Consider the following 14,623-nt stretch of genomic DNA (forward strand, 5'->3'; position numbering starts at 1 on the left):
ATTTAATTGCATTCGTATCATTTAATTTGTGACTTTCATCGCCATATACTACCTAAGTTCGGGTAAAATATGTTCATTGCTTGATCCCTATTGATTGACTTTTTCGTGAGTGACGTGAATGAATATTATTTTGATGATTGCTATTACCACCGGCGTGCTTTCAGGTATTTGGGGGTGGGTCGCGGTTAGCTTGGGGCTGATCAGTTGGGCCGGTTTTCTTGGCTGTACGGCGTATTTCGCCTGTCCGCAAGGTGGTTTGAAAGGTTTGCTAATCACTCTGCTCACCTGTATGAGCGGAGTGTTCTGGGCGATGATGATTATTCAGGGCAGCGCGTTACAACCTGAATGGACAATCCTTGGGTATGTACTAACCGGTATTGTGGCGTTTTTGATGTGCATTCAGGCGTGCCAGCAATGGCTATCCTTTGTACCCGGTACCTTTATCGGTGCTTGTGCCACTTTTGCCGCTAATGGTGACTGGAAATTAGTGACGGCCTCGGTGTTGGTCGGCGTTGTGTTTGGCTACGCGATGAAAAACAGCGGACTGTGGTTGGCTGCAAAACGCAGCCGCCAAGGGAAGGGGGCTACCTTAGAACCTTCAGTCGATGCAGAGTAAAGCGGCGTTTTACTGCAATAAAAAGCCCACGGAATACCATGGGCTGCAAGGGTTACTGGGCGAACAAGAGCACGAATTTTAGCGATATAATGCTCCAGTAAGAAAATCGGGCCAATTTTTTTCAAAGAAAATAGCATTAAGATCATCGAGTTGACGCAGAGATGAGACAGTAACAGCAAACTTCCCCTGCTGATAAGTGACAGTCAACTGCTGCTGGCGATGCTCAGGCTTTTCAGTTATGAAGCGATAGTCGGCCAGTGGGCCTTGGCGTGATTCAGGAACGGCTTCCCCCTGGGCCGAACAGATGGCTCTGGCTCCGCGGCTGCCCCCGCCTTGTGAGATATAGAAATCCAGAGCTGTCAGCAACGCTTCCGACGCCAGTGCCATATGCCGCCATTGGAAACTCACCGCCACTTTATTGACATATGGAATAGCAATTCCCTGCTGTTGAATAACCTGATTTAGCTGCTGCGCGGCTTGTAGAGCGTCACTCACCTCGTCGGCATAGCAAATAAAGCCTGCTTTATCACTCATTCGCTGCTGAATATCGGCTTTAATCTGTTGCAGGCTTAACCCGCTCTCATTACTTAGCCCCTGTGTTATGTCTGCCATACATTGCGCTATTTGCTTATGTAGCTGGGCGACAGCTAAGGGTGGCGACGCTGTTTGGTTAGCTATTTGTTTGGCACAACGCAAACCAAATACCTGTCCCGCATTCAATGCAGCCCCTCCTGGGCGGGTCACGCCGTGTGTTCCCGCCGCTTCGCCAATGGCATAGCAGCCCGATAGTGAAGTTTGACCCCAAGTATCAACGGCCAGACCACCATTCATATGCTGGTGATTAACATTAAATGCTAGCGGTGCCTGGCTGATATCTTGCCCATGGTATTTGTACAACTCGATGGCGAGCGGGTTCATACGACGCAAGCGATCTATCGGTAACGGCAATAATGCATCGTTATTGGATAAGTACGATGCCACATCCGGTTCCAGCCGCTCCAGACTAAAAGACTCATCACCCGCTACCGGCTGCGGATTGCGATTAAAATCCATCAAGATGGTTCGGCCAGATTGCGACTCACTAAATATCGCCAAGTCGACCAAACTGGAACCAAAATCTAACATTCGCGTCGCATGGATTGGCCATTGATAGCCTTTCCTGAAGATGTTTGCTGCCAATTCTTGTGTGGTGCGGTAGTACTCCGCCAGAAAGTTATGCTCATTGCCTTTGTCATCGACAGAATAGATATAAGGCATGCATTGCACATAAGTGCCCGACAGATTCCATGGAAACTCATCGCGGCGTGTACCAATACCAAATTGATGTTCAGTCAGATTCACCGCCGTGATCCCAGCTTCTAGCCCTAAACCCAATGAGCCAAAACAGCGCTTCGGGTAAACACTGTCGCGGAATAACTCTCCTGGCCCACCGGCGGCTAATACCAGTGACGGGCAAAGATAGATAGCAAGCCCGGTTGGATTATTCTCGCCGCGATCGCCACTATTAATGGCGATGGCTCCGGCAATTTTGCGCTCACGGCCTTCCCCCGCCACTAACAGACGAATCACGGTTGAGTGATCAACAAAAGCCACACCCAACCGAATAGCTTCTTCTGCCAATACTTTAACCATCAGGCGTGAGGTGCGCGGGCCACAACTTGTTGCCCGCCCAGCTTCATCATGGTCAGTCTGGTAGCGCAAAATAGCGCCATAGCGATCTTCTGGTAAGGGTAGGCCGATATATTTAAGGCCAGCAAAGGCTTCAACTGAGCCGACAGCCTCGACATAAGCCGTGTCGGCATCCATTGCTCCACCAGCGCCCAAGGCCTGTGCCAGTTTAATAAAATTATCGCCTTGCTTACTGGTAGCTGCGGTATGCAGTGTTTGCTTATCCGACCCGGAACAGGCCGAGGTGCCCCAAAACAGCGTCTGAGTCGCGACCAGCACATCAATATGACGGCGGCGCAGTTCAACGGCGGCACGCAACCCGGCAGCACCGCTGCCAATCACCAATGCTTCACTGCGATAGACTGGAATAATATCTGCCCCTAGCTGTAGCATTTCATTAGGCTGGCGCGTGGCAACGTGTTTAGGCATTGGGACATGGGTTAATTGATCCAATGTCTCCTGCGGGATAGTCATTGTCATGTTCAATCTCTTAACGAGTCAGTTGTCGGGGCAGATAAAACCAACCGGGTTATTGGCTAGCTTTAGTCAGTTCGCCAGATACCACGGGTTCATCGATGGTGACTTCAACTTTCCGCACCCGCAGTAATAACAAGCTACTTGAAGCCATCAGGCAGGCGGAGAATAGCCAGACTGGCGACAAGGTATAACGTTCCGCCAGATAGCCCGCCAATACCGGAGAGATGCCGCCTGCCGTCATCCCCACATTCATCACAAAACCGATAGCCGCGCCGCGAATTGAGGCGGGCACCAACTCAGAGGTAAATGCCAATACTAATGGAGTGATCGGATAGCCGATAAAGCCCAGTAACATCACCAACACTACGACCGCCGGAATAGGCAAATCGGCTACCAGTGCAGCCATCAAGACGCCACTGAGCAAGGTAATACTGATCAGCACCCAGCGTTTGCGGTTAAAATTCCCCCGGTCGCAGTAACGTCCGAGCAGGAATCCTCCTAAGGCGCCGGTCAGCCCCAGTAAACTGGCAATGGTCCCAGCCATGCCGATGGGCATCTGTTTGGCATTCATTAAGAAGGTTGGTGCCCAGAGCAGCACTATCCACCAGCCGCACAGCAGAACAAAGTAGTAGAGGGCCATCAGGATCACGGAAGGGGTGGTAAACAATAGGCGCAGAGGGACTTTTTCTTTCACTACTTTGGTTTTAGCCTCTGCCGGCTTGGGTTCATTTTTGACTAAAATGGCATAGAGGATAGCGACCACGACCCCCATAGCACCGGCGACGTAGAACACCACGCGCCAGCCATACACGGGCCCCAGCATCGCTCCTAACCAGGTACCAAGGAAGCCGCCGATGGGATAACCCATCCAGTATAATGACATCACCGTGGTGCGCTGTTTCTCTGTGGTGACGTTAGCGACCTCCAATGAGGCGGCAGGCCAGAATATCCCTTCACCAATCCCGGTCATCACACGATAGAAAATCAGCGCGCTTAAACTCCCGGCAAGACCAGTAAAGATGGTTGCCAGTGAAAATATCATCAGACCGAGGATGAGCACCGGTTTGCCGCTGAGCTTGTCGGCAATAATGCCGGAAATAAACAGAAAGCCGATAAAACCATAAAAGAACGAGCTTAATAAAATGCCCGAACTGCCTTTTTCTAAACCAAAATCTTGCGAGATTAACCCAATGGCGGAAGAGACGGTCATGCGGTCGACGGAATACATCATATAACCGAGACCGCAGAGGACTGATACCAATATCATTTTCTTTGTTTCTGTGTTCATAACTTCCTCGACTTATTGTGTTTTTAATGACGAGAATAGAATTCAACACCGGCGTAAGAGTACGATTCAGCACGGTTTTTTGTGTAGGGCCAGAGAAAACTCAGTGACCATGCTGAATCATCAGCAACAGTCCAGATGCCGCTGTTTACAGGTCATCAGCACCTCATTGGCATCTTTTTTCCACCAGTTATTGGCAGAGAAGATCTCCACTTCATGAAACCCCCGGTATCCTTCAGCTTCAACTGCCAGCCGAGCAGCACGGATATCAATCACCCCGTCACCCATCATGCCGCGGTCATTTAATAAATCCTGTGTTGGCACCAACCAATCACAGATATGAAAAGCCAGTAAACGCCGCAGGCCAGCGCGTTTGATTTGGGCGAAAAACTTCGGGTCCCACCACGTGTGGTAAAGATCGACAGCCAGCCCAAGGCCGTTATCCCCCAGTTCGTCGCATAAATCGTTGGCTTGTTCCAGTGTGTTGACACAAGCGCGCTCAGCGGCGTACATCGGGTGCAGTGGCTCAATAGCCAACGGCATCGATACTGAACGTGAATAGTCGAGCAAGGTTGCCAGCCCATCGCGCACTTGCATCCGCGCCCCTGACAAATCCTTACTGCCCGCCGGTAAGCCGCCGACTACCAGCACCAGACATTGCGCATTCAACTCCAGCGCTTCATCTACAGCGCGGCGGTTGTCATCATTGTTATGCTGGCGTTGTTGCGGCGAGATGCCGGGGAACATACCGCCACGGCAATAGCCAGTGACGGTTAATTCATGGCTGTGGATCAGGCGAGCAGTCTCTGTCACACCAAGCGCCTGAGTTTGATCGCGCCACGGCGAGATACCGCGTATCTCATGGCGAGCGCAACCTTCAATGATTTTATCCAGTGTCCATTGTTGGCGAACGGTCGCGGTATTAATTGACAATAAGTTGGCATCCGGCTGTTGTGAGATGGATGACGAGACAGATGGTGAAGTCGTATTTCCAGACATGGCGATCACTCCTAATGTGATATGGGCTGATTTCAACGAGTGAGTGGCGGAACATCTATCCAGCGGCGTTCCTGCCAACTTTGTAGCGCCAATTCAACCAACTGCACGCCTTTAGCCCCTTCCAGCAGGTTCCATTTAAACTCACCATTGTCACAAACATGGCGCAAGAAGAGTTCCCACTGAACTTTAAAGGCATTGTCATAGACTTGGTTATCTGGTACTTCGACCCAGTCATCAAAGAAGTCATGGGTTTGCCGAACATCTGGATTCCACACTGGTTTCGGAGTATTGACGCGTGCTTGGGTACGACAATCTGTCAGGCCTGCAACCGCAGAACCATTGACCCCATCAACCTGGAACGTGACTAAATCATCACGTCTGACTCGCACGCACCACGAACTATTGATTTGCACAATAGTGCCGTTATGCAGTTCAAAGGTGGCATAGGCGGCATCATCAGCATTCGCGACGTAAGGCTGGCCTTGTTCATCCCAACGTTCAGGAATGTGAGTGGCACCCAGGCAGCTCAAGCTCTTGATTTCACCAAACAAGTTATCGATGACATAGCGCCAGTGGCAGATCATATCCAGAATGATGCCGCCACCGTCTTGTTGACGGTAATTCCAGGAAGGGCGTTGCCCTGGCTGCAAATCGCCTTCAAATACCCAGTAACCAAATTCACCGCGTACTGACAGTGTCCGGCCAAAAAATCCTGCACTATTGAGCAGTTGCAGTTTTTGTAGCCCAGGTAGCCACAGTTTGTCTTGTACCACGCCGTGTTTGACGCCGCGCTCTTGTGCAAAATGATAGAGATCCAGCGCTTCTTCCAGACTAACGGCGACCGGTTTTTCGCTATAAACATGTTTGCCTGCGGCAATGGCTTTTTTTAACAAGCCAGGGCGGGCCTGTGTGGTAGCGGCATCAAAGAAAATAATGTCGTCAGGATTACTCAATGCGCCGTCAAGATCGGTAGTCCAGCGCTCAATCTGATATTGCTGCGCCAGAGCCGCAATTTTCTCTTCATTGCGCCCTACCAAAATGGGGTCCGGTATCACCCGGTCACCATTGGTCAATGTCACGCCGCCTTGATCGCGGATCGCCACAATCGAGCGAATTAAGTGCTGGTTTTTCCCCATACGGCCAGTCACACCGTGCATGATGATGCCAATACGTAATGTTGCCATGAGTTATTCCCCTGAAGTTAAGAAGGCGATAAAAATAGGTAATGTTAAAAATGTGGCTTAGCCAATCCGCCATCGACATCAATAATTTGGCCCACCGTAAAAGGCAATTTGCCGCTGGCTAAACTGAGCACCACTTGCGCGATATCCTGCGGTTCACCCCAGCGCTTCATGGGTACTAACCCATCAGCAATGAGTTGGTCATATTTCGGCTTCACGACTTTTGTCATGTCAGTATTGATAATGCCTGGGCGAATCTCATACACCCCGATGTTCTCTTGCGCTAAACGCAGTGCCAGAAGTTGCGTGATCATGCTGGCCGCCGCCTTTGAGACACAGTATTCGGCGCGGCTAATGGAAAGGACGGATGCGCTACAGGAAGTGATATTGATAATGCTGCGATGTTGGTTATCGAGTTCGCCTTGTTGCAACATCCTTTTGGCGACCGACTGGCTGAGAAAAAACATCGCCTGAGCATTCACATCCATGCAGTATTGATAATTCTCTGGTGTGATTTCCAGCATATCGCCGCGCTGCTTGGCTCCGGTACCCGCATTATTAACCAGGCAGTCAAGCCGGCCCCAGCGGTCGAAAATCGCATCCAGCATCAATTCATGTTGCTCATGCTCCACGACATCACCGGGACAAGCCAACGCTTCCACGCCAAATTGACTCAACTCAGTCACTAATTGCTGCTGTAGGGCCATGCTGTCAGGCGAACGACGACCATTGATGACCACGTTAAATCCAGCCTGAGCTAGCCAGAATGCGCATTGTCGGCCAATGCCTCGGGTGGAGCCGGTGACCAGAGCAACCGGTCGAGATGAAATCGCCATATTCACTCCATATCTATATTAAATTCATTATGTTACAATTAACCAACTGTTTGGTTGATTAAAATACTAGAACTTTCTTGGCAAGAAAAAAATGATCTGCCTCGCATAACCAACCAAATGGTTGATTATTTTTAGAGCATGTTAACTAGGCTTAAGCGTGAGCTGAGTTTTATGATGAGAGTGGTGGCTGTGCTATAGTCATCAGCTAGTTAGGCGCCGATTAGCATGTTTTCAGGCGGTAAATTGGACAAAGACAGAGGCTGCAACGTGACCGAAGATAGAAAAATAATACGTAAACGGGATGCTGCACAAACACAGATGCGTATCCTGGCAGCGGCAACCGAAGAATTTTCCCAGAAAGGTTTTGATGGTGCGCGTGTTGAGCAAATCGCCACGCAAGCAGATATCAATAAACAGCTTATCTATCATTACTTTAAGAATAAAGACGAGCTTTTTACTCGCGTGTTGGAAGATGCATATCGTAATATTCGTGAACAAGAAGCGGCCCTGCAACTTGACCATTTACCCGCTAATGAAGCCATTCTTGAATTAGTGGACTTTACCTGGCGCTACTATTTGGCGCATCCTGAATTTATTCGCCTGCTTAGTAGTGAAAACCAACAGAAAGCCCGACATCTTCAGCAGTCAAAAAGCATTGATGATATTAACCTTAGCTGGCGGGGTATTTCTCAAACATTGATTGAGCGCGGTGAGCGGGAAAAAACCATTAAACCGGGCATTGATGCTATGCAGCTGAATATTTCTATTTCCGCGTTAGGGTTTTTTTATCTAATAAACAACGCGACATTGTCGATTGTTTATCAGCAGGATCTCACCACGCCAGAGGCATTAGAAAAACGTCTGGCGGTGATGAAAGACACCATTGCTTGCTGGATAAAACCTTAGCAAAGTCACATTACAGCAGATGATTCGCAACCTTAACCACTATTTTGCGTAGTGGGGCGACCTCGGTCAATGTCCCCATTGGGCGATGCAACTCGCCAGGGAACAATATGGCGATATCACCGGGAGCCAGTGTTAACAAGGTTTCCGTGGTGATCCCTTCAAACAAGCCGTAGTCGCGCTCAGTATCAAAATCCATTGTTGGGCGCTGGCCCTGAGTTGAGGGCGACGCTCCAATCACTTCGCTGCCTTCCAGTAGAATATGAATATCAATGTAGTAACGATGCAATTCAGGGGCTTGTTCATAGAGTGGCTTGCTGCTGGCAATAATATGATTCAGGTAAATCTCGCGGCCTTCAATTTCTTGTTCGCCCGCCGGTAGATTAGCTAAATCCATATTAGCGATCGCAGCCAGTGTGCGGCGGATAGCATCTGGATAGAGTGGGTTATTCACCGCATTTTTCAGTTCATCAAGTATCATAACAATTCCTAAATTCTTAGGTCGGCATTATGCCGAGAGTGCTTAAGCACAATGGCTCACGTTGCTCTCTTGCTCTAGCGCGGCAATGCAGTGTTCAACAACACCGGCAACATCGGGCGAGATATCGATGGCAATCACGTCTGGCTCGCGGGCATCTGGGGTTTCCAGTGTTGCGAACTGGCTTTTTAACAGGCTCTCCGGCATAAAATGCCCAGCCCGTTGCTGCATCCTGTGCAATACCAAATCATAATCACCGGTCAACCACAGAAAACATACCCCCTGATTACCTTCACGCAGGCGGTCGCGATACTGTTTTTTCAAGGCTGAACACACTAAGAAACCCACTTCATTTTTTTGTTGCAGGCTATAGGCCACGTCACTTAGTCGCTCGAGCCAAGGGGCACGGTCTTGATCATTAAGAGGCTGACCTGACGCCATTTTTTGGATATTAGCGCGAGGATGCAAGTCATCGCCGTCTATAAATTTGGCACTTAGCGCTTGCGCCAATGCTTGGCCGACACAGGATTTACCGGTGCCGGAAACGCCCATGACAATAATGCATTTACCGGACATAACTTCCCTCGGTAATTCGTTAATGGGTTAACGCTTCGCAACGTCAATGGCGAAGATTAAACAGCGACCAACATGCCACCATCAACAAATAACAGGTGACCATTAACAAAATCAGAAGCTTTGGAAGACAGGTACACTGCGGCACCAATCAACTCTTCCGGATCACCCCAACGAGCTGCTGGGGTACGTTTGCACAACCAATCGGTGAAGGCTTGGTCATCGACCAGTGCTTTTGTCATCTCCGTTTTGAAATAGCCAGGAGCAATACCATTGACCTGAATGTTGTATCTGGCCAGTTCGACACACATGCCGCGCGTCAGCATCTTGACTGCTCCTTTAGAGGCGGCATATGGCGTGATAGTGTCGCGGCCTAATTCACTCTGCATTGAGCAAATATTGATAATCTTGCCGCGTTGACGTTTGACCATATAGCGGGACACTGCTTGTGAAACCAAAAATACGGATTTTTGGTTGACTGCAATAACATCGTCCCAATCTTTTTCCGGGAATTCAGTAAAAGCATGGCGACGCTGAATACCGGCATTATTAATTAAGATATCAATAGCACCAATGTTGTTTTCTATTTGTGCAATAGCATCATTAACTGCATCGTGGTCAGTCACATTAAATGCGGCAGCATGAGCAATAAAACCACTGGCACGTAATTCAGCAACTGCTTTCTCTGCACGTTCCGCGGTAATATCATTGATAATGATTTCCGCACCAAATTCGGCCAGGCCTTTTGCTAATAAGAATCCGATACCTTGTGCAGAACCGGTAATTAATACTTTGCGTTTTTCTAACGAAAATAAATTCTTCATAATGAATTCCTGATGACGCGAATTAAGCGACATATAAAATAAAAATCATTGCCGGATTACTGCCGAATTAATACAGTAATAACTTAACTGTCAGTAATATGAAAATCTATAAAGTGGTGGACATGAAAACATGTGCCTATCAAACCGTTTTCCGTCTTAGTAAACTGTGATGCAGATCACTTTAAATCATGTTACGACAAGCTGTTACCACTTACGTGAGCGACATCGCCTTGATGACGACGAAATCGGTCTATCAGCCAAAGTCTTGACCATTTTAGGGCTAGATATAGAATTAACATATTGATAATAAACTAACTTAATAATATCCAGCATGGTTGTTATGGCATTTTTAACCCGTAACATGCTTTTCATTATCCGTACTAACAGTGCATAATCATTTTCACTCTTCCCGCACCCGACTGCCAGGTATAAGCCATGAAAAACCAGCGTGTTACGTTACAGGATATCGCGTTGCTAGCCGGTGTAACTAAAATGACCGTCAGCCGCTACTTACGCACGCCGGAAAAAGTGGCTCCGGAAACCGGTGAGCGTATTGCTCAGGTGATGGCTGAAGTAAATTACAGCGTTGATTCTGATGGGGAAACTAGCCTTAATCAAAAAAGCCCGCGCATTGGTATCTTGGTACCATCGTTTAATAACCAGATTTTCTCTGATTTACTGGCGGGTATTGAATCGGTCACTGCGGCGAGCGGCTATCAAACGTTAGTCGTTAACTATAACTACAATAAAGAACGTGAAGAGGAGCAGATAATCAATCTACTCTCCTGCCAGATTTCAGGGCTGATCCTGACTGACTCTGAACATACCTTACGTGCTGATAAGTATTTGAATGCTTCGGAACTTCCCGTGGCACAGGTAATGGATCTGGAGCCACAATCCAATCGAATTACTGTGGGTTTTAATAATTATCAGGCCGCCTATGATATGACGGCAACACTGTTGGCCAGTGGTAAGCAGAATATTGTCTATTTTGGCTCGATGTCCGATGTGCGAGATCGCAAGCGTTATCAAGGATATAGCCAAGCGATGAGTGATGCTGGATTCTCGCCTTTGCACATTACCCCAAATAAAGTTTCGTCAGTCTCTATTGGTGCTGGCATGTTGGCATTGGCACGACAAATGTATCCGCAGGTCGATGCTATTTTTTGTACCAATGATGATATGGCTGTGGGCGTGTTACAAGAATGCTTAAAACTGGGTATGGCGGTGCCAGCGGAAATGGCAATTTCCGGTTTCCATGGGTTGGATATTGGTCAGGCGACGACACCGGTGCTGGCCAGTGTCACCACGCCACGTTTTGAAATGGGCAAAGTCGCAGCGGAAATCTTGATTAAGAAAATCAAAAAAATCCCTACAATTGAACAAGTTGATCTCCATTATCGTATTTCACTCGGCGGAACTATTTAACCTTTACGCCGTTGTTAAAAGGCCGGTCTACTGCCAAAAACTGCCATTGTGTTCTTCGATGGCAGTGGCTTTCCCCGCTAATGACCCAAGCATAATTGTATTTCCCGCCATAACAAATAGCGCCAACCGATAACATTTTAATTAATGAGTTACATAAATCATTAACGCCTATTTGATTGGCTGAAACAATTCAGCATAAGCAATGATAGGTCGATCACGTTACCGGTAACATGTTTTCTTAACATGATTTACAGTGACCCACATCACAAAATAAAACATTGAAAACAGGTCTCATAACCACATTCGCTGAATGGCTCAATCATCCAATGATTACCTGCCGCCATTCTGGTTTTTTGATTTATTGACATGATCAGGTACTCGTAATGAAAAACAGCAAACAAGCCGTATTGATTATCGCCCCGGTAATGGACTATTTAACTGAGAAGCTGGAACAAAATTTTACTGTTCATAAACTCTTCCAGGTGACTGATCCAGCTGAATTTCTAGCAGAGCAGGGCAAGAATATTAAAGGTATTGTGACCCGCGGTGATATTGGTGTGACCAACGAGGTGCTGGCGTTATTACCTGAAGTGCAGATTATCTCAATATTTGGGGTGGGCACGGATGCAGTGGATCTGGATATGACTCGTGAGCGTAATATCATTGTGACCACGACACCGGGAGTATTGACTGACGATGTGGCTGACACTGCGTTGGGGCTGATTATTGCTACCTCGCGCCGTTTATGCCAGGCCGATAAATTCCTGCGTGCCGGGCAGTGGCCACATAGCAGCCTGCCATTATCCGCTAAAGTGACGGGTAAACGTCTGGGTATCTTTGGTATGGGGCGGATTGGTCAGGCCATTGCCCGCCGTGCCGCGGGTTTCGATATGCCAATTGCTTATACCGACACTGTACATATCGAGAGCCTGCCATACCAATATGTGCCGGACTTAATCACTCTTGCCAAACAAAGTGATATTTTGGTGGTGGCTATCTCGGGTGGGAAAGACAGTGCCGGTCTGGTGAATAAAACCACTTTTGCGGCTATGCCAAATCATGCACTACTGATCAATATTGCGCGTGGCAGCATGGTTAATCAGGATGACTTAATTCACGCATTACAGCAGCAAGAGATTGGTGGTGCTGGTTTAGATGTATTTGCAGATGAGCCTAATGTGCCACAAGCCTTGATTGATATGGATAATGTTGTATTGCTGCCGCATATTGCCAGTGCTACGACTGAAACTCGAATTCAAATGAGCGATATTGTCTTCTCAAATATTCTAGCCCATTTCTCCGGTAAAACAGCGCCAACTGCAATCATCTATAAATAAACTAAATATTAGTAATAATAAAAATATTTTGTGAATTTTAATTAACAGTAGCAAATATCCCTTATTTGCTTTCGCCCTATCCTGCACCTTTATTCGTGGTGCAGGGTAATCCTTTGCTATTATCATAAGGCGTATATATATGGACAGTAAGATCCCTAATGCCCGTTGGTTTCGCGTTATTGTTCCAATAATGATTGCTTGTATTATTTCTTTTATGGACCGGGTTAATATTAGTTTTGCACTACCGGGCGGTATGGAAAGTGATCTGGCTATTACCAGCCAAATGGCCGGTTTAGCGGGCGGTATTTTCTTTATTGGCTATTTATTTTTACAAGTACCGGGTGGCCGTATTGCTGTTCATGGCAGCGGCAGAAAATTTATTGCTTACTCTCTTATGGTTTGGGCCGTCGTTTCTATCTTGACGGGCTTTGTCACTAACCATTATCAACTGTTATTCCTGCGCTTTGTGCTGGGGGTTTCCGAGGGCGGCATGTTACCGGTGGTGTTGACCATGGTCAGCAACTGGTTCCCGGAACGTGAAATTGGCCGCGCCAATGCTTTCGTGATGATGTTTGCCCCCATCGGCGGCATGTTCACCGCACCGCTATCCGGTTTTATCATCAATGCGCTAGATTGGCGTTGGCTGTTCTTCCTGGAAGGCTCGCTGTCAGCCGTGGTGCTGGTGATGTGGTGGTTTGTTATCAGTGACCGGCCAGAAGAGGCCAAATGGCTATCAGCAAAAGAGCGCGATTATCTGGTCACCGAGCTGGCTCGGGAACGTGCTGAGCGCAAGCTGGATGCGCCAGTGACTAATGCACCGCTAAAAGCTGTCTTCCTGAATAAAGGTTTGATGAAACTGGTCGCGCTAAACTTCTTTTATCAGACCGGGGATTATGGCTACACCTTATGGTTACCCACTATCCTGAAAAATCTTACTGGCGGCAATATGGCCTCTGTCGGCATTCTGGCCATTCTGCCTTTTATCGCCACTACCGCCGGTATTTATGTCATCTCTGCGCTCGCGGATAAAACCGGTAAACGCCGCCTGTTAATTATGATTTCCCTGTTCTGCTTTGCTGCCGGTCTGGTGACATCGGTTATTTTCCGTCACAACGTATTGATCTCTTATTTGGCATTGGTGGTGTGTGGTTTCTTCCTGAAAGCCGCGACCAGTCCATTCTGGTCTATTCCTGGGCGTATTGCCGTGCCGGAAGTGGCGGGTGGGGCGCGTGGTGTGATTAACGGGTTAGGTAATTTGGGCGGTTTCTGCGGCCCATATCTGGTCGGTGTGATGATCTTCTTCTACGGCCAAAGCGCGGCGGTTTGTATGCTAGCCGGTTCCTTGATTATCGCTGGGCTGATTACCTTGAGTCTGCCGAAGGAGTGTGATGTTGAAGTCACCGCCAAGGGGCTTGCTGACAAAGACTTAGCCAAGGCAAAACGCGCTTAAGTCGGTCGGCGGCATCCGCTGAAATAGCCATGCCGCCCGCTGACTATCATCGGAGAAACTCATGAATTTATCGCAGCAACTCGCCCACAGCCACCAGCATCAACAGCTGTTGCAACTGACGCATTTCAATCATGAAACTGCTTGGTTGTTAGGTGAAAAAATAAAGCATCAGGCCGAGCAACAAGGTGTGGCGCTGGCTATCAATATCACGGTGAATGGGCAGACTTTATTTAGCTACGCCATGCCCGGCACCAGTGCTGAAAACCGTGATTGGTTGCGGCGCAAACGCAATGTTGTGGCGTTATTGGGCACCAGTTCCTATGCCGCCGGGTTAATGCTGCAACAGCGGCAGACCTCACTTGAGGCGCGCTATGGCGTCAGTTCGCGCGATTATGCCGCGCTAGGTGGCGGGTTCCCGCTACAGATTAAACAGGCCGGAATTATTGGCAGCGTGAACGTTTCTGGCGCGCCACATTTAGATGATCACAATTTACTGTTGCAAGTATTGGCCGACTTTATCGGTCTTCCTGCGGGCAGTATCGAACTTTTGACTCCCTTGAGTGAATAA

General features: G+C 48.2%; 14 protein-coding genes. 6 read left to right on the forward strand and 8 right to left on the reverse strand.

What is annotated here, in order from left to right; genetic code table 11:
• The first annotated feature begins 118 nt into the window (after nt 1-118).
• Complete coding sequence (locus N0H69_RS10290; protein ID WP_050106107.1) at nt 119-616, forward strand: DUF1097 domain-containing protein; 498 nt, start codon at nt 119-121, stop codon at nt 614-616.
• 78 nt (nt 617-694) lie between these two features.
• On the opposite strand, the gene N0H69_RS10295 is transcribed toward N0H69_RS10290, so the two are convergent.
• The 5 genes from N0H69_RS10295 to N0H69_RS10315 all read right to left on the reverse strand — a co-directional run bounded on the left by N0H69_RS10295 (nt 695) and on the right by N0H69_RS10315 (nt 7,062).
• A complete protein-coding gene (locus tag N0H69_RS10295) occupies nt 695-2,758 on the reverse strand; it encodes an FAD-binding protein (protein ID WP_216594349.1) in 2,064 nt (687 codons plus the stop codon).
• Between the two features lie 55 nt (nt 2,759-2,813).
• A complete protein-coding gene (locus N0H69_RS10300) occupies nt 2,814-4,049 on the reverse strand; it encodes an MFS transporter (protein WP_050106109.1) in 1,236 nt (411 codons plus the stop codon).
• A gap of 120 nt (nt 4,050-4,169) precedes the next feature.
• Nucleotides 4,170-5,045, reverse strand: a complete 876-nt coding sequence (locus N0H69_RS10305; RefSeq protein ID WP_050150989.1) for a sugar phosphate isomerase/epimerase family protein — start codon at nt 5,043-5,045, stop codon at nt 4,170-4,172.
• Nucleotides 5,046-5,077: 32 nt separating this feature from the next.
• Nucleotides 5,078-6,229, reverse strand: coding sequence for a Gfo/Idh/MocA family protein (locus N0H69_RS10310; RefSeq protein WP_050150991.1), 1,152 nt, complete (start codon nt 6,227-6,229; stop codon nt 5,078-5,080).
• Between the two features lie 44 nt (nt 6,230-6,273).
• Nucleotides 6,274-7,062: a 3-ketoacyl-ACP reductase gene (locus N0H69_RS10315; RefSeq protein WP_050150993.1), complete on the reverse strand. Its 789-nt coding sequence runs from the start codon at nt 7,060-7,062 to the stop codon at nt 6,274-6,276.
• A 243-nt stretch (nt 7,063-7,305) separates the two neighbouring features.
• On the opposite strand from N0H69_RS10315, the gene N0H69_RS10320 reads away from it, so the two are divergent.
• The gene (locus N0H69_RS10320; protein WP_235895525.1) at nt 7,306-7,968 is read left to right on the forward strand and encodes a TetR/AcrR family transcriptional regulator; all 663 of its coding nucleotides are present in this window, start codon (nt 7,306-7,308) and stop codon (nt 7,966-7,968) included.
• 10 nt (nt 7,969-7,978) lie between these two features.
• On the opposite strand, the gene N0H69_RS10325 is transcribed toward N0H69_RS10320, so the two are convergent.
• Genes N0H69_RS10325 through idnO form a run of 3 tightly spaced genes read right to left on the reverse strand, consistent with a single transcriptional unit; the run spans nt 7,979 to nt 9,840 of the window.
• A complete protein-coding gene (locus tag N0H69_RS10325; RefSeq protein WP_050106113.1) occupies nt 7,979-8,446 on the reverse strand; it encodes a NanQ anomerase/TabA/YiaL family protein in 468 nt (155 codons plus the stop codon).
• Between the two features lie 42 nt (nt 8,447-8,488).
• Nucleotides 8,489-9,019, reverse strand: a complete 531-nt coding sequence (locus N0H69_RS10330; protein ID WP_050150995.1) for a gluconokinase — start codon at nt 9,017-9,019, stop codon at nt 8,489-8,491.
• Nucleotides 9,020-9,075: 56 nt separating this feature from the next.
• The gene (gene idnO / locus N0H69_RS10335) at nt 9,076-9,840 is read right to left on the reverse strand and encodes a gluconate 5-dehydrogenase (RefSeq protein ID WP_050120848.1); all 765 of its coding nucleotides are present in this window, start codon (nt 9,838-9,840) and stop codon (nt 9,076-9,078) included.
• Nucleotides 9,841-10,275: 435 nt separating this feature from the next.
• Here idnO and N0H69_RS10340 point away from each other — a divergent pair, with 435 nt between their 5' ends.
• The 4 genes from N0H69_RS10340 to N0H69_RS10355 all read left to right on the forward strand — a co-directional run bounded on the left by N0H69_RS10340 (nt 10,276) and on the right by N0H69_RS10355 (nt 14,623).
• Complete coding sequence (locus N0H69_RS10340) at nt 10,276-11,268, forward strand: substrate-binding domain-containing protein (protein WP_050106116.1); 993 nt, start codon at nt 10,276-10,278, stop codon at nt 11,266-11,268.
• A 383-nt stretch (nt 11,269-11,651) separates the two neighbouring features.
• Complete coding sequence (locus tag N0H69_RS10345) at nt 11,652-12,605, forward strand: 2-hydroxyacid dehydrogenase (protein ID WP_050106117.1); 954 nt, start codon at nt 11,652-11,654, stop codon at nt 12,603-12,605.
• 139 nt (nt 12,606-12,744) lie between these two features.
• On the forward strand, nt 12,745-14,055 hold the full coding sequence (locus N0H69_RS10350) for an MFS transporter (RefSeq protein ID WP_050106118.1): 1,311 nt from the start codon (nt 12,745-12,747) through the stop codon (nt 14,053-14,055).
• A 61-nt stretch (nt 14,056-14,116) separates the two neighbouring features.
• A complete protein-coding gene (locus tag N0H69_RS10355) occupies nt 14,117-14,623 on the forward strand; it encodes a heme-degrading domain-containing protein (protein WP_050120850.1) in 507 nt (168 codons plus the stop codon).

This window comes from Yersinia alsatica, from assembly GCF_025133195.1.
Lineage (GTDB): Bacteria > Pseudomonadota > Gammaproteobacteria > Enterobacterales > Enterobacteriaceae > Yersinia > Yersinia alsatica.